The organism is Protaetiibacter sp. SSC-01, from assembly GCF_014483895.1.
In the GTDB taxonomy this organism is placed as follows: Bacteria; Actinomycetota; Actinomycetes; order Actinomycetales; family Microbacteriaceae; genus Homoserinibacter.
On record NZ_CP059987.1, the window covers coordinates 1,361,384 to 1,387,269 of the forward strand.

Genomic DNA, 25,886 nt, shown 5'->3' on the forward strand with positions numbered 1-25,886 from the left:
CGGTAGGCTGGGAGTTCTCATCTCGCACCGCGCAAGCCGGCGCGGCCCGATCATCAGGAGCTCCCCGTGGCGACGCCCAACCCCCTCGACCAGGTCATCTCCCTCGCGAAGCGCCGAGGTTTCGTCTACCAGGCGGGTGAGATCTACGGCGGCTCGCGCTCGGCGTGGGACTACGGCCCGCTCGGCACCGCGCTCAAGGAGAACATCAAGCGCGAGTGGTGGAAGTTCATGGTGCAGCGCCGTGACGACATCGTCGGCATCGACTCGTCGGTCATCCTGCCCCGCCAGGTGTGGGAGGCATCCGGCCACGTCGAGGTGTTCTCCGACCCGCTCATCGAGTGCCTGCACTGCCACAAGCGCTACCGCGAGGACCACCTGCTCGAGGCCTACGAGGAGAAGAAGGGCCGCGCGCCTGAGAACGGCCTCGCCGACATCTTGTGCGAGAACTGCGGCACGCGCGGTCAGTGGACCGAGCCGCGCGCGTTCTCCGGACTGCTCAAGACCTTCCTCGGCCCCGTCGACGACGAGGAGGGCATGCACTACCTCCGCCCCGAGACGGCCCAGGGCATCTTCGTCAACTTCGCCAACGTGCTCTCGAGCGCGCGCATGAAGCCCCCGTTCGGCATCGCCCAGATCGGCAAGAGCTTCCGCAACGAGATCACGCCCGGCAACTTCATCTTCCGCACGCGCGAGTTCGAGCAGATGGAGATGGAGTTCTTCGTCCAGCCCGGAACGGACGAGGAGTGGCACCAGTACTGGATCGACGCGTCGTACGACTGGTATCGCGGCCTCGGCATCCGCGAGGACAACCTGCGCTTCTACGAGCACCCCAAGGAGAAGCTCAGTCACTACTCGAAGCGCACCGTCGACGTCGAGTACCGCTTCAACTTCGCCTCGGGAGAGTGGGGCGAGCTCATGGGCATCGCGAACCGCACCGACTTCGACCTCAAGACGCACTCGGAGCACTCCGGCAAGGACCTGTCGTACTTCGATCAGACGACCGGTGAGCGCTGGGTGCCGTACGTCATCGAGCCGGCGTTCGGTCTCACGCGCGCCCTCATGGCCTTCCTCATCGACGCGTACCACGAGGACGAGGCCCCCAACGCGAAGGGCGGTGTCGACACCCGTACCGTGCTGCGCCTCGACCGTCGCCTCGCGCCCGTCAAGGCCGCCGTGCTCCCGCTCTCGCGCAACGAGCAGCTGTCTCCCGTCGCGCGCGAGCTCGCTGCCGACCTCCGCGAGGACTGGATGATCGAGTTCGACGACGCGGGCGCCATCGGCCGCCGCTACCGCCGCCAGGACGAGATCGGCACGCCGTTCGCCGTGACGGTCGACTTCGACACCCTCGACGACAAGGCCGTGACCGTGCGCGAGCGCGACACGATGGCGCAGGAGCGCGTGTCGCTCGACCGCCTGCACGGCTACCTCGCCGAGCGCCTGCGCGGCGCCTGATGAGCTGGGGGGAGCCCGCGGACGCTGCGCAGCCGTCGGACGCAGCGGGCGCCGTGCCGCCGCCCTACCCGGCGGGCGGACCCGTCCCGTACGAGCTCGCGCGATCGGCGCTCCCGGCCCCGGTTGAGGATCCGGCGCCCTACCACCGCCTGTTCCGCACCGGCCCGCGCTACGCGTGGTGGCGTCCGCTGGTGGCGGTCGCGCTGTTCGGCGTCTTCTTCCTCGTCGCGTCGGTCATCGTCGCGGTCATCTGGTTCATCATCGCGTTCGCGACGGACGACGTCGACTTCACGACGGTCTCCGACCAGAACGCGCTGCTCGCGCACCTGAGCGACACGTCGAACCCGTTGAGCCTCGGCTACCTGCTCGTCTCGGTCGCGATCATGCTGCCGTGCGTTCCGCTCGCGATGCTGTGCGCGGGACTGCGCCCCGTCGGGCTGCGGCACTCGGTGACGTTCCGGCTGCGCTGGGGATGGATGCTGTGGTGCGCGATCCCGGCGCTGGCCATCACGGTCGCGAACGTGGGGCTGTCGTTCGTGCCGCTCGCCTTCGGCGAGACCCTCGAGCCCGTGCCCGTCGACGCGGGCGTCTTCGTGGCATCCGTCGTCATCATCCTGCTGCTCGTGCCGCTGCAGTCGGCGGCCGAGGAGTACGTGTTCCGCGGGCTCATCATGCAGACGCTCGGCGCGTGGGTGCGGCCCGTGTGGATCGGCATCGTGCTCTCGACGATCATCTTCACGGTCGGCCACACCCAGTACGAGCTCTGGGGGATGCTGTCGGTCGCCGTCATGGGCGCCGGCTTCGCGATCGTCACGTGGCGCACGGGCGGCCTCGAGGCCGCCATCGCGCTCCACGTCGTCAACAACGTCATCTCGTTCCTGCTGCTCGCGAGCGGCGTCCTCGGCACCACCGTCATGAGCTCGGAGGGCAGCACCGTGCTCGCACCGCTCATCCAGCTCGTCTTCACGGTCGGGTACCTCGCGTGGGTCGAGTGGGGCGCGCGGCGGCGGGGCATCGCGCGCGTGCGAGAGCTCGCATCGGGCGCTCCTGCCTGACCCCGACGGATCCTCACCCGAGGTCTCTCGCCAGGAAGATGTCACGGGGATTACACCGAAGCCCCTCGTGTGAACTCCGTGTGAACATCGCGCCGTTGGGCACCCGGATGCGTTGACATCCCGCTCGGGCCGGTGAGACAGTCTGCCATCAGCCGATGGCGTACCGGATACGCGCCCCCGATCTCGCGTTCCCGATGCTCTCTCGCCAGCGGTCGACGGCGACCCCACCGCGGATGCGCGTGACCTGCGCGCCGCCGCGGTGTCGGTAGACAGCAGTTCGACGTCCTTTCCCCCCGAGGAGTCCCGATGCGTCATTCCGTCGTTCCCGCTTCCCCCGCACCGACCGCGCCGTCCGACTGGATGGACGACGTCCAGTTCAGCTGGGCGTACCTCGGCGACCTCGTCGCCGGCATCGCGCCGTACTTCCCGCTCGCGGTCGCCGGCCTCATCGTCTGGTCGCTGTGGCTCTATCGCGTCATCCTCTCGGCGCGCAGCAAGGCGATCGTGACCGACTTCCGCACGACGACCTCGGTCATCGTGCCGTCGTTCCACGAGGATCCCGACATCCTCATGCGCTGTCTCGAGACCTGGCGCGCGCAGAACCCGACCGAGATCATCATCGTGCTCGACGTCGCCGACCTCGATGCGTACGACCGGATCGTCGCCCTCGGCGACGATCGCATCCGCCCCATCCTCTTCCACCACGCGGGCAAGCGCTCGGCGCTCGGTGTCGGCATCCGCCTCGCGACGAGCGAGATCCTCGTGCTCGTCGACTCCGACACCTCGTGGACACCCGGACTGCTCGAGAACGTCCAGATGCCCTTCGCGGACCCGCTCGTCGGCGGCGTCAGCACCCAGCAGAACGTGTATCAGCGGCACACGAGCCTCTGGCGCATGGTCGCCGATTGGCTCGTCGACCTCCGCTACTACAACTACGTTCCCGCGATGGGCAGCAAGGGCGCCGTCGCGTGCATCTCCGGCCGCACGGCGGTCTATCGGCGGGCGGCCGTGCTGCCCGTGCTCGACAATCTCGAGAACGAGTTCTTCCTCGGGCGTCGCTGCATCGCGGGCGACGACGGGCGCCTGACCTGGCTCGTGCTCGCCTCCGGGTACAAGACGGTGCACCAGCGCTCCGCCAAGGCGCTCTCCATGTTCCCCTCGAGCTTCCGGGCGTTCGTCAAGCAGCGGGTCAGGTGGAGCCGCAACTCGTACCGCACCTACCTCACGGCGATCTTCAAGGGATGGCTGTGGCGCGTGCCGTTCGTCACCAAGATCACGGTGCTCCAGATCCTCCTCACTCCCGTCACGATGGGCCTCACCGTCGGCTACATCCTGCTCAGCCGCCTCGAGCTCACGACCGTGGGCATCTGGGCGGTCGTCGCGTGGCTCCTCATCGGGCGCGGCATCCGCGGGATGTCGCACCTGCGGCGCAGGCCGCTCGACCTCCTGATCCTGCCGATCGTGACGCTCACGGTCATCCTCATCGCGCTGCCGCTCAAGGCGTACGCGTTCGTGACCTTGAACAAGCAGGGCTGGCTCACCCGGCACGCCGACACGGTCGGGGGCGACGGTCAGACCGCGCGCACGCTCGTCCCCGAGGTGGCGTGATGTCGCGCCGCGCGCCGCTCATCGGAGCCCTCGCCGTCGGACTGGCGCTGACCCTCGTCCCGCTCCCGGCTCACGCGGCGGGTCCCGCCGACCCCGAGGTCATCACGGGCGACCCCTATCCCGGCGACCCGGCGCTCGAGGCGCTGCTCGTGGGGAACGAGGAGCGACGGCTCATCGAGGTGCGGTCCATCTCGAATGCCGTCGGCTGGACGAACGTCAACCAGGGGCGCCCGTACCGCCTCGTGACGGGCAACACCTACACGCTCGTGCTCATCCGCCGGGAGTCCCCGTACACCCTCGACGACCTGCTCGAGTACGCGCCGAGCACCTTCGTGCGGCAGCCGGACGGCAGCTACCTGCTGAGCGAGAACATCGTCGTCGAGCAGGGTGCGACCCTCCGGCTCGCGTCCAAGGACGGGCTCGTGCTGCACATGGAGAGCACTCCCGACGCCTTCGTGTCGATCGTGACGATCGGGGGGAGCGTCGAGATCGTCGGCACGGCCGATCGCCCCGTCGAGGTGAGCGGATGGGATCCCGTCGCGCAGGGACCCGACACCGAGACCGCCGACGGACGCGCGTACCTGCGCGTGACGGGCGGCCACGCGAGCTTCTCGCACGTGCGATTCCACGACCTGGGTTTCTGGTCGGGTGCGACCGGCGGCATCGCCCTCACCGGGACGGCGCCGCCCGACACGCTCTCCGAGCACGCACCCGACAACCGCGTCGTCGACGTCGAGGCGCCGTCCGTCTACGGCACCGAGCTCTTCCCGGTCGGCGCGGCCGAGGTGCTCGACATGCCGCCGGACCTCGGTGCCTACAGCTTCGTGTCGGCCGACATCGACGACGTCGAGAGCCGCGACAACGCCTTCGGCATGTTCGTCACGAGCGCCGCCGGCGTCGACATCCGCGACTCGACCTTCTCCCACAACCTCGTCGACGGCCTCGTGCTCCACCGCGGCGTGACGAAGACGGTCGTGCACAACACCTCGACGTCCGACAACGGCGTCGACGGGCTGCGCGTCACGCGTGCCGCGACGGGGGTGCAGATCGACAGGCTCACCTCCGAGGCCAACGGACGCAATGGCGTGACGATCGAGGGCGGGCCGCTCGCCGACGGTCCCAGCGCGACGGGCACCCCCCTCGGCAGCTACGGCAACAACGCCGTGGGCGACTCGCTCGTGGCCGGCAACGGCCGCTACGGGATCGAGGTCGTCGGCGGGCGCCAGATCGTGCTCGACGGCAACACCGTCGAGGGTCACGAGATGGGCATCGTCGTGGCCGATGACGTGATCGGCGTGACGATCACCGACAACATCGTGGAGGATTCCGCCGAGCACGCGATCGCCCTGCGCGACGGAGTGAGCGAGGCGCTCGTGCAGGGCAACGCCGTGTCGGGCGGCGAGGTCGGCATCTACCTGCGCGACGCATCGGGCACGATCGACCGGAACACGATCACCGACGTGAGCAACCACGGCATCACGCTCATCCGCGACCTCGGCACCTCCACGATCAGCGACAACTCCGTCGCCGGCCGCGGGCCGAGCGCCATCGACACCGCGCGCGCCGAGACGGAGCCGATCGTCGACGGAAACGACGTCGGCGCCTGGCAGGGCACCAAACCGCTCGACGTCATCCTGCGCAGCATCTTCCAGCCCCTCACCCTCGTGTGGATGCTGCTCGGGCTCATCGTGCTCGTCACGGCCATCCGCGGGTTGCGGAGGCGGAAGCCGCGCCGTGAGATCACGCACCCGTACAGCACGCACGTGCCGCTGTCGGACCTCACGGCCGGGATCGCGGATCCGCGCGACTTCGGGCGCGAGCCGGTCGAACTGCATCGGGCCACGCGCGAGCCCCGCGAGGAACGACCGGGAGAAGCCGCATGATCGCCGCGCTCGTCTCGCGTCCGTGGCTCCTCGCGGCCATCGCGTTCGTCGCCGGCGGCGTCGTCGTCGCGCTCGTCTGGACGGTCAGCACGCTCGCCTCGACGCCGCGCACGCCCGTCGCCGTGTCGACGGCGACGCCCGGCCGCACCGAGTCGCCGCGACCGACCGAGACCGCCGGGGGAGAGGCGCCGGCATCCGTCCAGGAGGTGGTCGGGTGCCCCGCGCCCACCGTCGACGTCACCGACGCCGACGAGCTCTCCGCGGCGCTCACCTCGGCTGAGCCGGGAGACGTGATCGTCATGCAGCCCGGCACCTACGCGGGGAAGTTCGTCGCGACGGCTTCCGGCACCCAGAACGAGCTCGTCACCCTGTGCGGCCCCCAGGACGCCGTGCTCGACGGCGAGGGGGTCAAGGGCGGCTACGTCTTCCACCTCGACGGCGCGCAGTACTGGCACCTCATCGGCTTCTCGGTCACGAACGGGCAGAAGGGCGTCATGGCCGACGGCACGGTCGGCACGACGATCCAGAACCTCACGGTCTTCCACATCGGCGACGAGGCGATCCACCTGCGCAAGCACTCGACCGACAACCGCGTCGTGGGCAACGACATCAGCGACACGGGTCTGCGCCGCGACAAGTTCGGAGAGGGCGTCTACGTGGGCTCCGCCGACAGCAACTGGTGCACGATCACCGACTGCGAGCCCGACCGTTCCGACCGCAACCTCGTCGAGGGCAACTACATCCACGGCACGACCTCCGAGGCCATCGACATCAAGGAGGGCACGACCGGCGGTGTCGTTCGCGGGAACACCTTCGACGGCTCGCGCATCGTCGCGGCCGACAGCTGGGTCGACGTCAAGGGCAACGACTGGATCATCGAGGGCAACACCGGGCGGAACTCGCCGCTCGACGGATTCCAGACGCACGAGATCGGCACCGGCGGATGGGGCACGCGCAACGTGTTCCGGGCCAACGTCGCGATCGTCAACGGACCCGGCTTCGGGTTCTCCCTCACGCCCGTCAACGACAACCGCGTGACGTGCGACAACCAGGTCTCGGACGCGGGAGAAGGGTTCAGCAATGTGACCTGCCGCTGATCCCGCCTCGCGCGCCCGCAGCCGCCAACCCGATCCGTGCGGCCCCCTCGAACACACCCCCGCATCACCTCACACCCTGGAGGTTCCGTTGACCCACCCCACCGCGCCCCACGTCGAGAAGCCCCGGATGACCGTCATCGGCACCGGCTACCTCGGCGCCACCCACGCCGTCTGCATGGCCGTGCTCGGCTTCGAGGTGCTCGGCGTCGACGTCGATCCCGCGAAGGTCGAGCTGCTCGCGTCCGGTCGCGTCCCGTTCTACGAGCCCGGCCTGCCGGAGAAGCTCCAGGATGCGCTCGCGTCGGGCCGGCTGCGCTTCACGACCTCGTTCGACGAGGCCGCCGCGTTCGGCGACGTGCACTTCGTGTGCGTCGGCACCCCGCAGCAGCCGGGTTCCCACGCGGCCGACCTCCGGTACGTCGATGCGGCCTTCACGGAGCTCGCCCGGCGCATCGACCGCAAGACGCTCCTCATCGGCAAGTCGACCGTCCCGGTCGGGACGGCCGCGCGCCTCGCGCAACTCGTGCGCTCGGTGTCGCCGCTCGGCGACGAGCTCGAGCTCGCCTGGAACCCGGAGTTCCTGCGTGAGGGTTTCGCGGTCGAGGACACCCTCCACCCCGACCGCCTCGTCTTCGGCGTCGACTCGGAGTGGGCGGAGCGTCAGCTGCGGGTCGCCTTCCGGCCGCTGCTCGACGAGGGCACGCCCCTCGTCGTCGCCGACACCGCCACCGCGGAGCTCGTCAAGGTGGCGGCGAACTCGTTCCTCGCCACCAAGATCTCGTACATCAACGCGATGGCCGAGGTGTGCGAGGCCACGGGGGCCGACGTCAACCTCCTCGCGACGGCGCTCGCCTACGACGACCGCATCGGCGGTCGCTTCCTCAAGCCCGGTCTCGGTTTCGGCGGCGGCTGCCTGCCGAAGGACATCCGCGCCTTCCGTGCGCGCGCCGAGGAGCTCGGGGTGGGGCAGGCCGTGCGCTTTCTCGACGAGGTCGACCAGATCAACCAGCGGCGGCGGTCGCGCACCGTCGACCTCGTGCGGGAGCTCGCGGGCGGCTCGTTGCAGGGCGCCCGCATCGCGGCCCTCGGGGCGGCTTTCAAGCCGAACTCCGACGACGTGCGCGACGCGCCGGCGCTCGACGTGGCCCGGATGCTGTACCTCGAGGGAGCGCGGGTCGTCGTGTACGACCCCGAGGCGAACGCCAACGCCCACCGCGTCTATCCGGACCTCGACTACGTCGGCACCCTCGCCGAGGCCGTCATGGACGCGGATGTCGTGGTGCTCCTCACGGAGTGGGACGAGTTCCGTCGTGCCGACCCCCGCGACCTCGGCGCGCTCGTCTCCGGACGCCGCATCGTCGACGGTCGCCACGCCCTCGACGCGAGCCGCTATCGCGCCGCCGGGTGGGAGTACCGCGCCCTCGGGCGCCCCGCGGAGGCCGCGACCGCGCAGCTCGTCGAGAACGACAAGGACTCGGTCGCCCACGCCTGATCACGCCCGCAGAGTTCTGCCGGGGCCCGGCTGATCGGGAGCCGAGCCCCGGCAGACGCCTGCCCGGGAATGGTCCGCGGGTCGCCGGCGTTGACACTCATCGTGCCCGAACCTCTCAAGATCGACATCTGGTCCGACATCGCGTGCCCGTGGTGCTTCATCGGCAAGCGCCGCTTCGAGGCGGGAGCCGCCGAGGCCGGCGTGCCCGTCGAGATCGAGTACCACTCCTTCGAGCTCTCCCCCGACACGCCCGTCGACTTCGAGGGCAGCGAGGTGGAGTTCCTCGCACACCACAAGGGCATCCCCGAGGCGACCGCGAAGCAGATGATCGACCGCGTCACCGGAATCGCGGCATCCGTGGGACTGCACTACGACTACGACGCGCTGCAGCACACCAACACCGTCAAGGCGCACCAGCTGCTGCACTATGCGAAGCTCCGCGGGCGCCAGCTCGAGATGAAGGAGCGCCTGCTCTCCGCCTACTTCCAGGAGGGCCGCCACGTCGGCCGCATCGAGGACCTCGCCGACCTCGCGGCCGAGCTCGGCTTCGACCGCGACGACGTCATCCGCTCGCTCGAGGCCGATGAGCACCTCGCCGACGTGCACGAGGACCAGGCCGTCGCGCGTGACTTCGGCATCCAGGGCGTGCCGTTCTTCGTCATCGACCGCAAGTACGGCGTCTCGGGCGCGCAGGAGTCGGCGACCTTCGCCGAGGTGCTGCGCCAGGTCGCTGCGGAGAAGGCGGATGCGGGGGTCGCGTCGTGAGCGGCCTCATCCCGCTCGGCGACCCGTCGGCCGTCGCGTGCGAGGGCGACGTGTGCGAGGTCCCGCAGGCCCCGCCTCGCGAGAGTTCCCGTTCCGCGTCTTAGTCGCCGAAGGAACGGGTGCGAACACGCGGAACGGGAACTATGGACGGGCGGGAGCGGGGTCGCTGATATCGGCGACAGCGGCGCCGAGCCCCGCGATGAGCGCGTCGGCGTCGACGAAGAGGCTCGTGCCGTGCTCGCCCGCGCCCATCGAGACGCGACGTCCGACGATCCGCTCGTCGACATAGACGGGCCACGCGTTGGTGGAGCCGAGCGGCGTGATCGTGCCGCGCTCGTATCCGGTCGCCTCGAGGGCGACGGATGCGTCGGGCAGCTGCAGCTTGTTGACCCCGACGAGCGCGCGCAGCTTCGGCCACGAGATGACGCGGTCACCCGGGATCTCCGCGAAGAGGAAGGTGCCGTCGCTGCGCTTCACGACGAGCGACTTGACGATGTCGGCGGGCGTGATGCCGAGGATCGCGGCGGCCTCCTCGAGCGACGCCGCCGCCTGGCGCTCGACGAACTCGACCTCGATGCCGCGCGCGGCCGCATCCTCCGCCACGCGTTCGCGTCCCGTGCCCATGTCCGGTCTCCTCACGGCGTCATCTGAAAGAATCGAGGGGATGTCCACCCTATTCGCGCCCCCGGCGCCCGCGCTGTCGATCGGCCCGCTGCGCCTCGACGTGCCCGTCGTACTCGCGCCCATGGCGGGCATCACCAACACGGCGTTCCGCCGCCTGTGCCGCGAGTACGGCGCGGGCCTCTACGTGTCCGAGATGATCACGAGCCGCGCGCTCGTCGAGCGCACGCCCGAGTCGATGCGCCTCATCAAGCACCACGAGTCGGAGACGCCCCGCTCGATCCAGCTGTACGGCGTCGACCCGAAGACGATGGCCGAGGCGGTGACGATGCTCGTCGCCGAGGACCGTGCCGACCACATCGACCTCAACTTCGGCTGTCCCGTGCCGAAGGTCACGCGCAAGGGCGGGGGAGCGGCGCTCCCGTGGAAGCTCGACCTGTTCCGCGGCATCGTCGAGGCAGCCGTCAAGGCCGCCGGCCCGCTGCCGCTCACGGTCAAGATGCGCAAGGGCATCGACGCCGACCACCTCACCTACCTCGAGGCGGGCCGCATCGCCGAGGGCGCCGGCGCCGCCGCCGTGGCCCTCCACGCGCGCACGGCCGCCGACTTCTACTCCGGCACGGCCGACTGGTCGGCGATCGCGACGCTCAAGCAGACCGTCACGAGCATCCCCGTGCTCGGCAACGGCGACATCTGGTCGGCGGCCGACGCCGTGCGCATGGTCGAGGAGACCGGATGCGACGGCGTCGTCGTCGGACGCGGGTGCCTCGGGCGCCCGTGGCTCTTCGGCGACCTCGCGGCCGCGTTCTCGGGCCGCGAGCACAAGGCCGAGCCGACGCTCGGCGAGGTCGCGTCCGCGTTCCGTCGCCACGCGGAGCTGCTCGTCGACTTCTTCGACGGCGACGAGGGCCGTGCGTGCCGCGACATCCGCAAGCACGTCGCGTGGTACTTCAAGGGCTACGCCGTCGGCGGCGAACTGCGCGCGGCGCTCGCGCGCTCGTCGAGCCTCGACGAGATCGACGAGCTGCTGGGCCGCCTCGACGTCGACCAGGCCTACCCGGGCGCCGACGCCGAGGGCCAGCGCGGCCGCGCCGGCACCCCGAAGCAGCCGGCGCTGCCCGAGCGCTGGCTCGACTCGCGCGAACTCCAGGAGACGCACCGCGTCGCCCTCACGGAGGCGGAACTGGACACGAGCGGTGGCTGAGCTGACCCCCGGGTACTCCGCGGCCGACGCCGAGCGGATGCTGCCCGAGGAGCACTCGACCCGCCGCAGCGACTTCGCGCGCGACCGCGCCCGCATCCTGCACTCGAGCGCGCTGCGGCGCCTGGCCGTCAAGACGCAGGTGCTGAGCCCCACCGCCGGGCTCGACTTCGCGCGCAACCGCCTCACGCACTCGCTCGAGGTCGCGCAGGTGGGCCGCGAGCTCGCGCTCAACCTCGGCCTCGACCCCGACGTCGTCGACACGGCGTGCCTCGCCCACGACCTCGGGCATCCGCCCTACGGCCACAACGGCGAGCGCGCGCTCAACGACTGGGCGGCCGACATCGGCGGCTTCGAGGGCAACGCGCAGACCCTGCGCCTGCTGACGCGACTCGAACCGAAGGTCTTCGATCGCGAGGGCCGCGCCTACGGCCTCAACCTCACGCGGGCGAGCCTCGATGCGAGCTGCAAGTACCCGTGGCCCGAGCAGGAGGGCATCCCCGACCCCTCGGGCCGCAGCAAGTTCGGCTTCTACGCCGACGACACCCCGGCCTTCGCCTGGCTGCGCGCGGGCGCCCCGCCGCGCGTGCGCTGCATCGAGGCGCAGGTCATGGACCTCTCCGACGACATCGCCTACTCGGTGCACGACCTCGAGGACGCCATCATCACGGGCTACCTCGACGTGCGCGCCCTGTCCGCACGCGTCAACCACGACGAGCTCGTCGACAGCATGGTGGAGTGGATCGGGGGAGAGCTCGACCACGAGACTCTCATGGCCGCCTTCGACCGCCTCGACAACCTGCCCGACTGGGTCGACTCGTGGGAGGGCTCGCGTCGCGACCAGGCGCGACTCAAGAACCTCACCTCGCAGCTCATCGGCCGCTTCGCGGGCGAGGCCGTGCGCGCCACGCGCGAGGCCTACCCGCAGGCGTCGCTCGCGCGCTTCGGGGCGGATGTCGTGGTGCCGGTCGAGACGCGCGCCGAGATCGCGGTGCTCAAGGGCATCGTCGCCGCGAACGTCATGTCGACGAACGCCCGCAAGCCGATCTACGCGCAGCAGCGCCGCATCCTCAAGGAGCTCGCCGATGCGCTGTGGGCCGCCCCGTCGCACCTCGACGCCGGTTTCGCGGCCGACTTCGCGGCGGCCCCCGACGACACGGCGCGCAAGCGCGTGATCGTCGACCAGGTCGCGTCTCTCACAGATCCCTCCGCCAACGCCTGGCACGAGAGGCTGTGCTAGTTCGACGGCGTCGGGCGCGGGTCGCACCGGCTCCCTAGAATCACTGACATGCCCGGTCTCATTCGTCGAAGCGACATCGACGAGGTCCGGTCCCGGGTGAACATCGCCGACATCGTGGGCGACTACGTCACCCTCAAGTCGGCGGGCGTCGGCTCGCTCAAGGGCCTCTGCCCGTTCCACGAGGAGCGCAGCCCGAGCTTCCACGTGCGGCCCGGTGTCGGCCGGTACCACTGCTTCGGCTGCGGCGAGGACGGCGACGTCTTCACCTTCCTGCAGCGCATGGACCACGTGAGCTTCCAGGAGGCCGTCGAGCGCATGGCGGCGCGCGCCGGCATCGAGCTGCACTACGAGGACGGCGGCGCCGCAGCATCCGATCACGGCAACCGCGCCCGGCTGCTCGCGGCGAACGCGGCCGCCGAGCAGTTCTTCCGCGCGCAGCTCGCCGAGCCGGGCGCCCAGCCCGGTCGCGACTTCCTCGGCGGGCGCGGCTTCGACCAGGCCGCCGCCGAGCGCTTCGGCGTCGGCTACGCGCCCAAGTCGTTCGACGCGCTCAAGAACGCGCTCACGAAGCAGGGGTTCTCGATCGAGGACCTCACGGCGGCCGGGCTCCTGTCGACGGGCGACCGCGGCAACAGCTACGACCGCTTCCGAGGCCGTGTCATCTGGCCCATCCGCGACGTCACGGGCCAGACGGTCGGCTTCGGCGCACGCAAGCTCTTCGACGACGACCAGGGCCCCAAGTACCTCAACACCCCCGAGACGCTCGTCTTCCACAAGTCGCAGGTGCTCTACGGGCTCGACCTCGCACGACGCGACGTCGCGAAGTCGAAGCAGGTCGTCATCGTCGAGGGCTACACGGATGTCATGGCCTGCCACCTCGCGGGCGTCACGACCGCGGTCGCGACGTGCGGCACGGCGTTCGGCGTCGACCACATCAAGGTCGTGCGCCGCGTTCTCGGCGACCACGACAACGCCGCCGTGTCGCAGACGGGCGAGGTGGTTTTCACCTTCGACCCGGACGAGGCGGGCCAGCGGGCGGCGAGCCGTGCGTTCGCAGAGGAGCAGCGCTTCGCCGCGCAGACCTTCGTCGCGGTCGCTCCCGGGGGCCTCGACCCGTGCGACCTCCGCATCCACCGCGGCGACGAGGCCGTGCGCACGCTCATCTCCGACCGCAAGCCGATGTTCGAGTTCATGATCCGCCGGAGCCTCGCGGGCCACGACCTCGAGACGGTCGAGGGTCGTGTCGCGGCTCTCCGCGCGGGCGCGCCCGTCGTGGCAGGCATCCGCGACCCCGCACTGCGCGGCGGCTACGTGCGCAATCTGGCGGGCTGGCTCGGCATGGACCCGGGGGAGGTGTCGCGCGCCGTCTCGAGCGCGGGCAACGCCTCGCGGCGCGCCGAGCCGCGCGCGGAGGGCAACCGACGACCGGAGGGGCAGCCCGTCGAGGAGCAGCGGCCGCGACAGGCGAACCTCATGGAGCTGCCGACCGACCCCGTCACGCGTATGGAGCGCGACGCGCTCATGGCGATCCTGCAGTACCCCCAGTTCGTCGGGGCCCCCCTCGTCGCGAAGGCCGTCGAGGCGCGCTTCACGAACGCGACCCTCGCGATCGTGCGCGACGCGGTGCGCGCGCAGCTCGACCAGCTCGAGTCTCCCGAGTGGCTCCAGCGCGTGGGGGAGGAGGTGCCCGCGGGTTTCGAGTCGCTCGTCACGCAGCTCGGCGTCGCCCCCATCCCGGAGCGCGCGGAGCAGCTCGGGGTGTACTGCCGCGGCGTCGTGACCTCGCTCGTCGACCGCGACCTGCTGCGCCGCAAGGGCGAGCTGCTCGGTGCGATGCAGCGTGCGCGCTCGGAGGGCGACCGCGAACGGGAGGCAGCGCTCAGCCGCGAGTCCGTCGCGCTCGAGGCCGAGCGACGCGAACTGCGCGGTGAGTGAACGCTCTTCGGCTATTTTGTCGCAGGATCTTGCAACATGCGTGCGTAGACGCACGAAACATGCGCTGAACATTTCACCGACGTTAACTGCGTGCACTCCGGTCATCCGGTTGTGCGAGCGTGCCTCGACACCGTGGTAGACCTGATGGTCGGGCGACTCTGAGGTCGCCCGCCCTTTCACATCCCAAGGAATGAGGTCCACGGACATGGTTTCCGTCTCTCACAAGACCCGCGTGCTCGCCGCGGTGGCGCTCCCCGTCACCGCTGCTCTCGTGCTCGCGGGCTGCGCCTCGGACGCCGGCGACAACGGCGGATCCGACGGCGACAGCATCATCGTCGGCACGACCGACAAGGTCACCTTCCTCGACCCGGCCGGGTCGTACGACAACGGCTCCTTCGCCGTCATGAACCAGGTGTTCCCGTTCCTGCTCAACTCGAAGCAGGGCACCTCGGACGTCGAGCCCGACATCGCCGAGTCGGCCGAGTACACCGCCGACGGCGAGTACACGGTCATCCTCAAGGAGGGCCTCAAGTTCGCGAACGGCAACGACCTGACCTCGTCGGACGTCAAGTTCAGCTTCGACCGTCAGCTCGCGATCGCCGACGACAACGGCCCCTGGTCGCTGCTCGGCGCGATCGACAGCATCGAGACGCCCGACGACGTGACCGTCGTCTTCCACCTCAAGAACGGCAACGACCAGACCTTCCCGCAGGTGCTCTCGAGCCCCGCCGGTCCGATCGTCGACGAGGAGGTCTTCTCGGCCGACGCGATCACGCCCGACGACGAGATCGTCGCGGGTGAGGCGTTCGCCGGTCCGTACACGATCACGAGCTACAAGTTCAACGAGCTCATCCAGTTCGCCCCCAACGAGGCGTACGAGGGCGTGCTCGGCGCTCCGGCGAACGCCGGCGTCACGCTCAAGTACTACACCGACGCGTCGAACCTCAAGCTCGACGTGCAGGAGGGCAACATCGACGTCGCGCACCGCAGCCTCTCGGCGACGGACATCGCCGACCTGCGTTCGCAGGACTCGGTGAAGGTCGTCGACGGCCCCGGCGGCGAGATCCGCTACATCGTGTTCAACCTCAACACGCAGCCCTTCGGCGCGACGACCCCCGAGGCCGACCCGGCCAAGGCCGTCGCCGTGCGCCAGGCGATCGCCTCGGTGGTCGACCGCGAGGAGATCGCGTCGCAGGTCTACAAGGACACCTACACCCCGCTGTACTCCTACGTGCCCCAGGGCCTGACCGGCGCCACCGAGGTGCTCAAGGACCTCTACGGCGACGGCGACGGCGGCGCGGACATCGAGAAGGCCAAGGCCACCCTCGAGGCCGCGGGCATCTCGATCCCGGTCGCGATCAACCTGCAGTACAACCCCGACCACTACGGTGAGTCGTCGGCCGACGAGTACGCGCTCGTCAAGGACCAGCTCGACGCGAGCGGCCTCTTCACGGTGAACCTCGGCTCGACCGAGTGGACCCAGTACTCGAAGGACCGCACCGCCGACCTGTACCCGCTGTACCAGCTCGGTTGGTTCCCGGACTACTCGGACGCCGACAACTACCTCACGCCGTTCTTCGTGACGGACAACTTCCTCCAGAACCACTACAGCAACGCGGAGGTCGACGACCTCATCGTGAAGCAGCAGACGGAGACGGACGCCGACGCGCGTACCGCGCTCATCGAGGAGATCCAGGCCAAGGTGGCCGCCGACCTGTCGACCCTGCCGCTGCTGCAGGGCGCGCAGGTCGCGATCACCGGCACGGATGTCTCGGGCGCGGTGCTCGATGGCTCCTTCAAGTTCCGCTTCGGTAGCCTGACCAAGGGCTGAGCGAAGCCGGACACGTCCGCAATGTGAACGGGGCGGCCACTCGCTGGCCGCCCCGTTCCCCGCGTCGAGAGAGACGAAGCAACGACATGACGACGGTCACGGCCCCGGCCGCGCCCCCCGGCGCGGGAACCGCGGGCATCAAGAAGGCGCGGGGCGGGGGCTTCTGGCGCTACCTCCTGGTGCGCTTCCTGCTCATTTTCCCGACGATCTTCATCCTCGTCAGCCTCGTGTTCTTCCTCATGCGGCTGACGGGCGACCCCATCACCGCGTCGCTCGGAGACCGCCTCTCGCCCGACCAGCTGGCGGAGCGCATCCACGCCGCCGGCTACGACCGCCCGATCCTCGTGCAGTACCTCGAGTACCTCGCGAACGTCTTCACGGGCAACTTCGGCAGCTCGATCACCGACGGCCGACCCGTCACCGAGATCCTGTGGACCTACGGCTCGGCCACGCTCGAGCTCGTCTTCTACTCGCTCATCGTCGCGTTCATCGTCGGCATCCCGCTCGGCATGGTCGCCGCCTACTATCGCGATCGCTGGGGCGACGCCTCGCTCCGCGTGTTCGCGATCCTCTCGTACGCGACCCCCGTGTTCTTCGCGGGCCTCGTGCTCAAGCTCGTCTTCGCCGTGTGGCTCAAGGTGCTCCCCGTCGCGGGCCGCGCCTCGACGCGCACCGAGATCAAGCTGCAGGGCCTCGACGACCCGACGGGCATCTACCTCATCGACGCGATCCGCACGGGCAGCTCGGCCGCCGTCGGCGACGTGCTCGCGCACGCGGTGCTGCCCGCTCTCGCGCTCGGCCTGCTCACGGCGGGCGTCTTCCTGCGCCTCGTGCGCACGAACGTCATCGGCACGCTCTCGCGCGACTACGTCGACGCCGCCCGCTCGCGCGGCGTCCGCGAGTTCCGCCTCGTGCGCCGCCACGCGCTCAAGCCCGCGCTCGTGCCGATCATCACCGTCATCGGCCTCCAGATCGCGATGCTCCTCGGCGGTGCCGTGCTCACCGAGACGACGTTCGAATGGAAGGGCCTCGGCTTCCAGCTCGCCGAGTACCTCGCGAAGCGCGACTTCGTCGCCGTCCAGGGCATCGTGGCGCTCCTCGCCGTCATCGTCGCCCTCACCAACTTCATCGTCGACATCGTCGCGGCGATCCTCGACCCGCGGGTGAGGTACTGATGACCACCCAGACACAGAACCCGGCCGCCGAGGGCGCGGCCCGCATCCGTCCGCCGTGGTGGCACCGCCTGCCCGTGCTGCAGCAGCTGAGGCAGAGCGTCGGGCTCCAGCGCGGCATGCTCGTCGTCGGCCTCGTGGTCACGTCGGTCTTCGTGCTCGTCGCGATCCTCGCGCCGCTGCTCGCGCCCTACGGCTACAACCAGCTGCGCGGACCCGAGGGCCTCTTCGGCGCGCAGCAGCCGCCGAGCGCCGACCACCTGCTCGGCACGACGGTGGGCGGCTACGACGTGCTCTCGCGCGTCATCTGGGGCGCGCAGACGGCGCTGCTCGTGATCCTCGTGGCGATCGTGCTGTCGGTCTTCATCGGCATCGCGCTCGGCCTGCTCTCCGGCTACATCGGAGGCTGGTTCGACCGCATCACGATCGTCATCGCCGACGCGATCTACGCGTTCCCGAGCCTCCTGCTCGCGATCGTCGCGGCCATCGTCATCTCGGGCGGGCAGTCGAGCCTGTGGGGCGGCATCCTCGCGGCCGCGATCTCGATCACGGTCGTGTTCATCCCGCAGTACCTGCGCGTCGTGCGGGCGGAGGTCGTGCGCGTGAAGTCGGAGGCGTTCGTCGAGTCGGCGCGCGTCATCGGGGCGAGCAACCGCCGCATCATGTTCCGCCACGTGCTGCGCAACTCGACGCGCACGCTGCCGCTCGTCATCACCCTCAACAGCTCCGAGGCGATCCTGACGCTCGCGGGCCTCGGCTTCCTCGGCTTCGGCATCGAGCCGAGCGCCGCGGCCGAGTGGGGCTACGACCTCAACAAGTCGCTCTCGGATGTCACGAGCGGCATCTGGTGGACGTCGATCTTCCCGGGCCTCGCGATCGTGCTCGTCGTGCTCGGCATCACGCTCGTGGGCGAGAGCCTCAACGACCTGGCCGACCCGCGCCTGCGCGCACGGCGCAAGCCGGCCGAGACGCCCGCGCAGGCGGTCGCCGCCCAGCAGCCCGCCGCGCGCGAGGAGATGGGGGACGTGGTCTGATGGCGACCCATGACACGGCTGTCGACATCCGCGACCTGCGGGTGAGCTTCGACACGGACGGCGGCACCGTCGAGGCGGTCCGCGGCGTCGACCTGCAGGTCGCGCCCGGCGAGGTGCTCGCGATCGTCGGCGAGTCGGGCTCCGGCAAGTCGGTGACCTCACGCAGCATCCTGCGCCTCCTGCCCGAGACGGCATCCGTCAAGGGCGCGGTGCTCGTCGGGGACGAGGATGTCGTGCGCCTCGACCCGGCCCGGTTGCGGCAGCTGCGCGGCACGAAGGCCGCGATGATCTTCCAGGAGCCGTCGACGGCGCTCAATCCCGTCTTCACCGTGGGGTGGCAGATCGCCGAGGGCCTGCGGGCTCACGGCAGCTACTCGAAGAAGCAGGCGCGCGCCCACGCGATCGAGATGCTGCGCAAGGTCGGCATCCCCGAACCCGAGCGCCGCGTCGACGACTACCCGCACCAGTTCTCGGGCGGTCAAAAGCAGCGCATCGTCATCGCGATGGCGCTCGCCCTCGACGCATCCGTGCTCATCGCCGACGAGCCGACGACCGCGCTCGACGTGACCGTGCAGGCCGAGATCCTCGACCTGCTGCGTCGCTGCCGCGACGAGTTCGGCACGGCCATCGTGCTCATCACGCACAACATGGGCGTCGTCGCCGACCTCGCGGATCGCGTCGCGGTCATGTACCTCGGCGAGATCGTCGAGACCGCGCCCGTGCGCGAGCTCTTCGCCTCGCCGCAGCACGAGTACACGAAGAAGCTGCTCGCGGCCGTGCCGCGCGTCGAGCTCACCGAGCGGGCCGCGCCCGAGACGGCTGCCGCCGAGGCCGTCGTGGAGGCGACGGGGCTCGAGATCGAGTACCCGGGCCGTCTCGGCAAGAAGGCCTTCCGCGCCGTCCACGGCGTCGACCTGCGCATCGGCCTCGGCGAGGTCGTCGGCCTCGTCGGCGAGTCGGGCTCGGGCAAGACGACGATCGGGCGCGCGATCGCGGGCCTCGCCCCCGTCACGGGCGGCTCGCTGCGCGTGCTCGGCACCGAGATGCGCGGCGTCAAGGAGCGCGCGTTCCGCGCGAAGCGCCGCGAGCTCGGCTTCGTCTTCCAGGACCCGGCGACGAGCTTCAACCCGCTCCTCACGATCGCGGAGTGCGTCGCCGAGCCGCTCATCGTCCACGGGGTCGCGAGCTCGGCATCCGATGCGCGCGACCGCGTCGACGAGCTGCTCGACGCCGTGCAGCTCGGCGGCGCCTACGGCGAGCGCTACCCGCACGAGCTCTCGGGCGGCCAGCGCCAGCGCGCGAGCCTCGCCCGCGCCCTCGCGCTCGACCCGAAGCTGCTCATCGCCGACGAGCCGACGAGCGCGCTCGACGTCTCGGTGCAGGCGCGCGTGCTCGAGCTCTTCGAGGAGCTGCAGGAGCGCTTCGGCTTCGCCTCGCTCTTCATCACGCACGACCTCGCCGTCGTCGACCGCGTCGCGCACCGCGTCGTCGTGCTGCACCACGGTGAGATCGCGGAGGAGGGGCCGACCCCCCAAGTGCTCGGGACCCCGCAGGATCCCTACACGCGGCGGCTCCTCGCATCCCTCCCCGTGCCCGACCCGGACGAGCAGGCGCGCCGCCGCGAGGCACTCGCCGCCCTGCAGGGAGACGCCGGATGAGCCGTCGCCCGGTCACGGATGCGGCGGTGCTCGCCGACGACCTCACGCTCGGCTACGGCCGCGACGAGGCGCCGGCGATCAACGGGGTGTCGTTCCAGGTGGCGCCGGGGGAGACCCTCGGGCTCATCGGCGAGGCGGGATCGGGCAAGTCGACCCTCGCGCGCGCGATCGCGGCCCAGTCGGCGCCGGGGGAGCGGGAAGCGCCCGAGATCCGCGGCGGCAGGCTCGCCGTTCTCGGCCAGGACGTGCGCGGCGCGAGCCAGCGCGCGCGCGACCGGCTCGCCCTCCGCGTCGGCTACCTGCCGCAGGACGGCGGCTCGTCGCTGCGGCCGCACTTCACGGTCGGCGAGAACGTCGCAGAGCCCATCTTCCAGCGCGACAAGGACTTCGACCGCGTCGAGGCGGGCTCGGCCGTCGCGACCCTCGTCGACGCCGTGCGCCTGCCGCTCTCGGTCATCGAGAAGTTCCCGCACGAGCTGAGCCGCGGTCAGCGTCAGCGCATCGCGCTCGCGCGCTCGCTCGTGCTGGAGCCCGAGCTGCTCGTCGCCGACGACCCGACGATGGGCGTCGACGTTCTCGTGCGCGGCCCGATCCTCCAGGTCGTGTCGGAGCTCCAGAAGCAGCTCGGCTTCAGCGCCCTCATCGTCGGTCACGACCTGCGCGAGCTGCGCACGATCGTCGACCGCATCGCCGTGCTCCACGCGGGCCTCATCGTCGGCTACGGCACGGTCGACGACGTGCTCGCGAACCCGCTGCACGCGTACACGCGCACGCTCGCGAGGATCCACGCGTGACCTCGCTCCTGATCGGCGCGTACGGACCCGACATGGGCGGGACCGCCCGCGGGATCGCGGCAGGGGCATCCGTCGTCGACGGGCCGATCGCGCTGACGGGCGTGGAGAACGCGGTGCTGTCGCCGTCGTGGCTCGCCGTTCGAGGTGACCGCCTCGTCGCGACGCTCGAGGGCGAGGGTTCGCTCGCCTGGTTCGTGCGCGAGGCAGACGGATGGCGCGCCGACGGCGTCACGCACCTCGCGGGAGACTCGCCGTGCCACGCGGCCTTCCTCGACGACGACACGGTCGCGGTCGCCTGCTACGGCGACGGAGCGGTCGTCGTCGCGCGCGCGGCGGAGTCCGCACCCGTGCAGCGGCTCGACGGCTCGGGCTCCGGCCCGCTCCCGGCCCAGGAGGGCCCGCACGCCCACCACGTGCACGTGCTGCCCGACGGCCGCGTGCTGACCCTCGACCTCGGTGCGGACCGACTGCACGTGCACGTGCGCACGGATGCCGGCCTCCTCGAGCGGGTCGACTCGCTCGCGCTGCCCTCCGGCACCGGTCCGCGCGACCTGCGCGCCCTGCCGTCGGGCGAGCTCGCGCTGCTCGGCGAGTGGAGCTGCGAGCTGCTCGTGCTCGACCCCGCCGGCCACGAGTTCGAGATCGAGCAGATCCTCGCGCTCCCGGATGCGACCCCCGGCGAGGATCAGGCGGCCGCGCTCGGCGTGAGCGACGACGGCCGCTTCCTGTACGCCGGCATCCGCGGTGCCGACCGCGTGGCGGTCGTCGCCCTCGAGGACGACGGCGTGCGCGCCCTCGGCTCGGTGCCCTCGGGCGGGCGTTGGCCTCGCCACCTGATCGTCGACGGTGGTCTCTTGCACGTCGCGAACCAGCAGTCCGACGAGGTCTCCACGTTCCGCCTCGGGGGCGACGGGATGCCCGTGCTCATCGGCTCGACGACGACCCCCTCGCCGACGTGCGTGGTCAAGAACACCCCCGAAGCTTTGCTAAGCTAGCGAAGCTGTTTTCGCAGCGATCCTCGGTAGCTCAATTGGCAGAGCAATCGGCTGTTAACCGATAGGTTCTTGGTTCGAGTCCAAGCCGGGGAGCCAAAACTGGCTTCTAACCAGGGCTTTTCCTGAGTGCTGCATCCGCACCTTCGGGTCTATTCGCCATCTATCCGCTACAAACGGTGATCGACGACGGCGAATGACGCCAAGTCTCGGGGCTCCGGAGACACGAAGAAGCCCCGACAGCGGGGCTGCCGGGGCTCTCTTCTGGGCGGTTTTCACCGAAGCAGGTGCGAGTAGTCGGGCACCTGCACCGTCGTCTTCTCGACGTAGTGCCTCTTCGCGACCATGGGGTCGTCACCGATGGCGAACGCTGCGGCCTCGATGCCGGCCGACTCGGCGATGCGCGTCGCGACCGTGCGGCGCAGCGCGTGGAACGTGAAGTTGGTGCGCTCGGGGTTCTGAATGCCGGCAAGCTCCATCATCCGGCGGAGACGTCGACCGACGTTCGCCTGCGTCTGGAAGCCGCCCTTGTCGTTCGGGAGGATGTACTCGGACGTACGGGGGAGACGCCGGAGGAGCTCGATGTGCCGCTCGCCGAGTGGCACGCGCCGGTCGACGCCGTTCTTCGTCCCGTCTTTCACCTGGTAGGAGCCGCGGAGCTGCCGACCCATGAGCTCCGACTTCTCTCTCGACACGCGAGACACGCTCTTGCGGACGGTGATGTACACGCGTCCGTCCGAGAGCGGCTCGTCCAATCCCTCGACGTCGTCCCATCGGAGGCTGAGGACCTCTCCGATGCGACCGGCGATGGCGTACCCGAGCTCGATGAGCGGAGCGACCGGCACGAGGGCGTGACGGCCGGACGTGCGGAACTCGCCCCGGTCGTATCGGGCGGCCGCGTCCCGGAGGGCCGCGAGCTCCGCCTCGTCGACGACGCGCGGCTGGTGGCCGCTGCCATGCGCGTACGGGTCAGAGAACTTCGCGGCGCCCGTGACGGGGTTGCGCTCGATGAGCCCGAGGGTGACCGCATGGCCGGCGGCGAGGCTCAGGAGCGTCCGCAGCGTTTTCACCCGGCCCGGCGTCGTGCTGTGGACCTTCGCGAGGAGACGGCTCACGTCCGCGGTCGTCAGCTCCGTGATGGGCTTTGCGCCGAGCGACCCGGGGACTGGCCCGTCGCCCGGCTCCGCCGCGGGCGCGTCGCCGAGCGGCATCCCGTTGATGAGACCGCTGATGGTGGACCGGTATGCGATGCAGGTGGCGTCGGACCACCGTCGTGCCCGCTCGCGGAACACCTCTTCGACGAGCTCGGCGACGGTCGGCGAGGTTGGGGCGCTCGATTGCGCTTGCCAGTCGGCGAGCGCACGCACGAGTGCGCGGCGGGCGGCCGCGGCGGACTTGCCATCGCGGGCGACCCGGACCCGACGGGTCTCGGACTCCCGATAGTACGTCTCGGCGCTGAACACGCCCGGGCGTCGTTCGCGGACGGAGATGGCGCCGTACGCGCCCACGGGGGTCGCAGGACGACCCATCAGGCGACCGCCTCGGCGCGGGCCGCGAGCCACGCCTGGACTTCGCTGCGATGGTAGCGGATGTGCCGGCCGATGCGGATGCCACGCGGGCCTTCGCCGAGCGTGCGCCACTTGTAGAGCGTCGCGACTGGGATGACGAGATATGCGGAGAGGTCCTCGACCGTCATCAGCGGCTCGGTGTCACCGAACGGCAGGTGAGAGATGGTTGCGGGGTTGTTGGTCACGGATGGTCCTTCTCGGTGGTGGGAGCCACCCGGTGTGGCTTCCGTTCCACTCCTCTATGGGCGGCATCGGCCTCACCTGAACGGTGATGGCCTGTCAGCGGCATCCGTGCCCAGGGTCGAGAGCTTAGGCTCGACGTCAGACACGGTTGTCCGACGGTCCCTATGCCGGTCCTCCGGGAGCGGGTGCGACCTCGCCCGGATCGAGCATCGTCCGCGCTGCGGTCCTCATCGCTTCGCGCTACTTTGGCGTCCGGATGCGATCTGGTCGCGAGGCGGAAGACGCTACCTTTGGCCCCATGCGCACCAACCACGCGGACGACCCCGGTGCCGTCTACGACGCGATGCGCGAGGCGGCGAACAGACTCCTCGGGGTCCTCGTATCCCGCAGCGACCTGCGCGCTACCGGGCTCACCGATGAGCTCCTGCGGGCGCAGGACGTGCGCCGCCGCATCCGCGCTGTCGACCTCGACGACCTGGACGCGCAGCGGAAACTTGCGGCGGAGCTGCGTGCAGAGCGCGAACGCCTGACCTGACCGGGCGCTCACGCGCCCGGCGCCGCGACGTGTCGTCGTCTCGTTCGGCGGTGGGTCGCCTGGCGCTGCGGTGCGTGTGCGGGGTGTTGGTTACCCGCTGAGGTCAGCACCGGCGATGTAGGCGCCGTCGAGATCGACGGTGTGGAGCTCGAGGAGGTTGAGAGCCTTGTGAGCTGCGTCTCCGAGGGGCATGCCGGCGTCGCGCTCGATCTCGAACTCCTCTCGGTCGGCGAGGGCGAAGTCGATGGCGTCGTCCAGCGGCAGGTCGTGCGCGACATCCGCGACGAGCCATGCGACCTGCGTCGAGTACGCGTTGAGGTCGAGGTCATCGGCCGAGTAGCGCGGGAGGGAAGGGCTCACGCCGTGGCGCGAGGGTCGGCGACTCGTGCGACGGGAGCCGGAGCGGATCAGGTGGGGCATTGGGAATGTCTTCAGTGTCAGGCGGTCGTGCTCGGGCATCGCCGTAGCGGCTGCGGTTGTGGGCGACCGCGAGGACTTCGGTTTTGAGGAAGAGAGCGCGCTACTCTCAGCGACATGCCAGCGATCGCGCGCTACGCCATGCGAAATCTGAACGCCATGTCGGCGGTCGACCACCTGGTACTAGCCGCACGTGACTGGGACGCCGGAGACCACGTTGTGCTCGATATGGGACGTGTCCGCACCACGTGGCCAAACACGACCGCGTACTTCTCCTCCGTGCTCGCATACCTCCGTCGGGAGCGTGGAATCACTTTCGCCGTCGATCACCTACACCCGAACCAGGCCAAGGTGCGGCTCGTGCAACCAGGTTCGATCGGCGATCTCGGACCACTCGCTCACCCAACTAACACGGTTTGGGAGTATTCGTCAGAGGAGGAGGCGCACAAGATCGCGGATCACTTCATGACCTCGCTCACCGACATGGTCGTGTGCCAGGCCGGCGTGATCGACGCATTCAACTGGTGCCTATTCGAGGTTCTCGACAACGTGTTCCAACACAGTCAAGCCACAAGTGGATTCGTAATGATGCAGGTCCACATCGCGAACCGCACGTGCGTCATCGCTGTTACCGACTCCGGCAGAGGGATCCACCGCGCAATGGTCGATGCGGCGCAAGGAAGTTCGGTTGATCGAACGCGGGTGGTCAGGGCGGATGCCGCGATCGCACATGCTCTCGAGCAGGGCGTCACTAGCAAGGGCAAGCTCAATCAAGGCAATGGGCTGCACGGCCTGCGACGAGCCGTTGGCATCAACGGCGGGCAACTCACCGTGCAGTCGGGACGAGGCACCTGGCGATACGAGCACGGTGCGGAGTCCACGAGCCTTGACATGAACCGGCCCCTTCTCGACCGCAACGCGAGTCATTCGACGACAATCGACTGGCGACTCGACTGCGCCCGGCCCGTAAGCATCAACGAGGCACTCGGGCGCCCGGAGCAGCCGAGCCCATTCCTCGAGACCATTGAGGTAAGTGCGCACCACTATCGCATCGACGCCGCAGAGCTCGAAGCACTCGTTGGGTCTCGCGCGCAAGGCACTGAAGTGCGAAACCGCATCCTCAACTACCTTGCTGCGGGCGCCCGTGAGATCGTGCTCGATCTCAGGGGTATACCGATCGTCTCTTCGAGTTTCGCCGACGAGGTGCTTGGCAAACTCGCACTCGAACTGGGGGAACTCGAGTACCGACGGCGAATCTTCCTCGACGGAGCCTCTGCCACGAATAGGGGACTGATCGAGCGGGCGATCGAGCTCCGACTGCAGGCCGGGGCTTGAGAGCATCGAGGCGTAGTG

22 protein-coding genes and 1 tRNA gene are annotated in these 25,886 nt (G+C 69.9%); 19 read left to right on the forward strand and 4 right to left on the reverse strand.

Features of this window, described 5'->3' with window-relative positions; genetic code table 11:
- Window positions 1-66 precede the first annotated feature (66 nt).
- From H4J02_RS06435 to H4J02_RS06465, 7 genes are all read left to right on the forward strand, one after another.
- A complete protein-coding gene (locus H4J02_RS06435) occupies window positions 67-1,452 on the forward strand; it encodes a glycine--tRNA ligase (RefSeq protein WP_187676252.1) in 1,386 nt (461 codons plus the stop codon).
- The gene (locus H4J02_RS06440; protein ID WP_187676253.1) at window positions 1,452-2,507 is read left to right on the forward strand and encodes a CPBP family intramembrane glutamic endopeptidase; all 1,056 of its coding nucleotides are present in this window, start codon (window positions 1,452-1,454) and stop codon (window positions 2,505-2,507) included. The genes H4J02_RS06435 and H4J02_RS06440 overlap by 1 nt, the downstream gene beginning before the upstream one ends.
- A 306-nt stretch (window positions 2,508-2,813) precedes the next feature.
- Window positions 2,814-4,115, forward strand: a complete 1,302-nt coding sequence (locus H4J02_RS06445) for a glycosyltransferase (protein ID WP_262406250.1) — start codon at window positions 2,814-2,816, stop codon at window positions 4,113-4,115.
- Complete coding sequence (locus H4J02_RS06450; RefSeq protein WP_187676254.1) at window positions 4,115-5,998, forward strand: right-handed parallel beta-helix repeat-containing protein; 1,884 nt, start codon at window positions 4,115-4,117, stop codon at window positions 5,996-5,998. Before H4J02_RS06445 ends, H4J02_RS06450 begins: the two co-directional genes overlap by 1 nt.
- Window positions 5,995-7,095 carry a nitrous oxide reductase family maturation protein NosD gene (locus H4J02_RS06455; RefSeq protein WP_222942218.1) on the forward strand — a complete coding sequence of 367 codons (1,101 nt, stop codon included), beginning with the start codon at window positions 5,995-5,997 and terminating at the stop codon, window positions 7,093-7,095. Before H4J02_RS06450 ends, H4J02_RS06455 begins: the two co-directional genes overlap by 4 nt.
- Before the next feature lie 127 nt (window positions 7,096-7,222).
- The gene (locus H4J02_RS06460) at window positions 7,223-8,587 is read left to right on the forward strand and encodes a UDP-glucose/GDP-mannose dehydrogenase family protein (RefSeq protein WP_187676255.1); all 1,365 of its coding nucleotides are present in this window, start codon (window positions 7,223-7,225) and stop codon (window positions 8,585-8,587) included.
- 102 nt (window positions 8,588-8,689) lie between these two features.
- Window positions 8,690-9,352 carry a DsbA family protein gene (locus tag H4J02_RS06465; RefSeq protein ID WP_222942219.1) on the forward strand — a complete coding sequence of 221 codons (663 nt, stop codon included), beginning with the start codon at window positions 8,690-8,692 and terminating at the stop codon, window positions 9,350-9,352.
- Window positions 9,353-9,493: 141 nt separating this feature from the next.
- Here H4J02_RS06465 and H4J02_RS06470 read toward each other — a convergent pair whose 3' ends face one another.
- A complete protein-coding gene (locus H4J02_RS06470; RefSeq protein WP_187676257.1) occupies window positions 9,494-9,976 on the reverse strand; it encodes an aminoacyl-tRNA deacylase in 483 nt (160 codons plus the stop codon).
- A gap of 40 nt (window positions 9,977-10,016) precedes the next feature.
- Here H4J02_RS06470 and dusB point away from each other — a divergent pair, with 40 nt between their 5' ends.
- The 10 genes from dusB (at window position 10,017) to H4J02_RS06520 (ending at window position 21,929) form a co-directional block, all read left to right on the forward strand.
- The gene (gene dusB, locus H4J02_RS06475; protein ID WP_187676258.1) at window positions 10,017-11,177 is read left to right on the forward strand and encodes a tRNA dihydrouridine synthase DusB; all 1,161 of its coding nucleotides are present in this window, start codon (window positions 10,017-10,019) and stop codon (window positions 11,175-11,177) included.
- 37 nt (window positions 11,178-11,214) lie between these two features.
- Complete coding sequence (locus H4J02_RS06480) at window positions 11,215-12,414, forward strand: deoxyguanosinetriphosphate triphosphohydrolase (RefSeq protein WP_187676461.1); 1,200 nt, start codon at window positions 11,215-11,217, stop codon at window positions 12,412-12,414.
- A 48-nt stretch (window positions 12,415-12,462) separates the two neighbouring features.
- Window positions 12,463-14,349: a DNA primase gene (dnaG, locus tag H4J02_RS06485; protein ID WP_187676259.1), complete on the forward strand. Its 1,887-nt coding sequence runs from the start codon at window positions 12,463-12,465 to the stop codon at window positions 14,347-14,349.
- A gap of 205 nt (window positions 14,350-14,554) precedes the next feature.
- The gene (locus H4J02_RS06490; RefSeq protein ID WP_187676260.1) at window positions 14,555-16,180 is read left to right on the forward strand and encodes an ABC transporter substrate-binding protein; all 1,626 of its coding nucleotides are present in this window, start codon (window positions 14,555-14,557) and stop codon (window positions 16,178-16,180) included.
- 86 nt (window positions 16,181-16,266) lie between these two features.
- Entirely contained in the window at window positions 16,267-17,355 is a 1,089-nt protein-coding gene (locus H4J02_RS06495; protein ID WP_187676261.1) for an ABC transporter permease, read from the forward strand.
- On the forward strand, window positions 17,355-18,386 hold the full coding sequence (locus tag H4J02_RS06500; protein WP_187676262.1) for an ABC transporter permease: 1,032 nt from the start codon (window positions 17,355-17,357) through the stop codon (window positions 18,384-18,386). The genes H4J02_RS06495 and H4J02_RS06500 overlap by 1 nt, the downstream gene beginning before the upstream one ends.
- Window positions 18,386-20,044 (forward strand): ABC transporter ATP-binding protein, encoded by a 1,659-nt coding sequence (locus H4J02_RS06505; protein ID WP_187676263.1) that lies wholly within the window; start codon window positions 18,386-18,388, stop codon window positions 20,042-20,044. Before H4J02_RS06500 ends, H4J02_RS06505 begins: the two co-directional genes overlap by 1 nt.
- Window positions 20,041-20,838 carry an ATP-binding cassette domain-containing protein gene (locus tag H4J02_RS06510; protein WP_187676264.1) on the forward strand — a complete coding sequence of 266 codons (798 nt, stop codon included), beginning with the start codon at window positions 20,041-20,043 and terminating at the stop codon, window positions 20,836-20,838. Before H4J02_RS06505 ends, H4J02_RS06510 begins: the two co-directional genes overlap by 4 nt.
- Entirely contained in the window at window positions 20,835-21,833 is a 999-nt protein-coding gene (locus tag H4J02_RS06515) for a beta-propeller fold lactonase family protein (RefSeq protein WP_187676265.1), read from the forward strand. Before H4J02_RS06510 ends, H4J02_RS06515 begins: the two co-directional genes overlap by 4 nt.
- A 20-nt stretch (window positions 21,834-21,853) precedes the next feature.
- Window positions 21,854-21,929: transfer RNA gene (locus H4J02_RS06520), tRNA-Asn, on the forward strand.
- Between the two features lie 176 nt (window positions 21,930-22,105).
- On the opposite strand, the gene xerC is transcribed toward H4J02_RS06520, so the two are convergent.
- Together xerC and H4J02_RS06530 are read right to left on the reverse strand one after the other, a co-directional pair.
- Complete coding sequence (xerC, locus tag H4J02_RS06525) at window positions 22,106-23,359, reverse strand: tyrosine recombinase XerC (RefSeq protein WP_187676266.1); 1,254 nt, start codon at window positions 23,357-23,359, stop codon at window positions 22,106-22,108.
- Complete coding sequence (locus tag H4J02_RS06530; protein WP_262406251.1) at window positions 23,359-23,583, reverse strand: AlpA family transcriptional regulator; 225 nt, start codon at window positions 23,581-23,583, stop codon at window positions 23,359-23,361. The genes xerC and H4J02_RS06530 overlap by 1 nt, the downstream gene beginning before the upstream one ends.
- A gap of 296 nt (window positions 23,584-23,879) precedes the next feature.
- Between H4J02_RS06530 and H4J02_RS06535 the strand changes: the two genes are divergently transcribed.
- Window positions 23,880-24,116, forward strand: a complete 237-nt coding sequence (locus H4J02_RS06535; protein ID WP_187676267.1) for a hypothetical protein — start codon at window positions 23,880-23,882, stop codon at window positions 24,114-24,116.
- Between the two features lie 90 nt (window positions 24,117-24,206).
- Here the strand turns inward: H4J02_RS06535 and H4J02_RS06540 are convergent, their stop codons facing one another.
- Window positions 24,207-24,476, reverse strand: a complete 270-nt coding sequence (locus H4J02_RS06540; RefSeq protein WP_187676268.1) for a hypothetical protein — start codon at window positions 24,474-24,476, stop codon at window positions 24,207-24,209.
- A gap of 174 nt (window positions 24,477-24,650) precedes the next feature.
- Here H4J02_RS06540 and H4J02_RS06545 point away from each other — a divergent pair, with 174 nt between their 5' ends.
- A complete protein-coding gene (locus H4J02_RS06545; RefSeq protein WP_187676269.1) occupies window positions 24,651-25,868 on the forward strand; it encodes an STAS-like domain-containing protein in 1,218 nt (405 codons plus the stop codon).
- The last annotated feature ends 18 nt before the right edge of the window (window positions 25,869-25,886 follow it).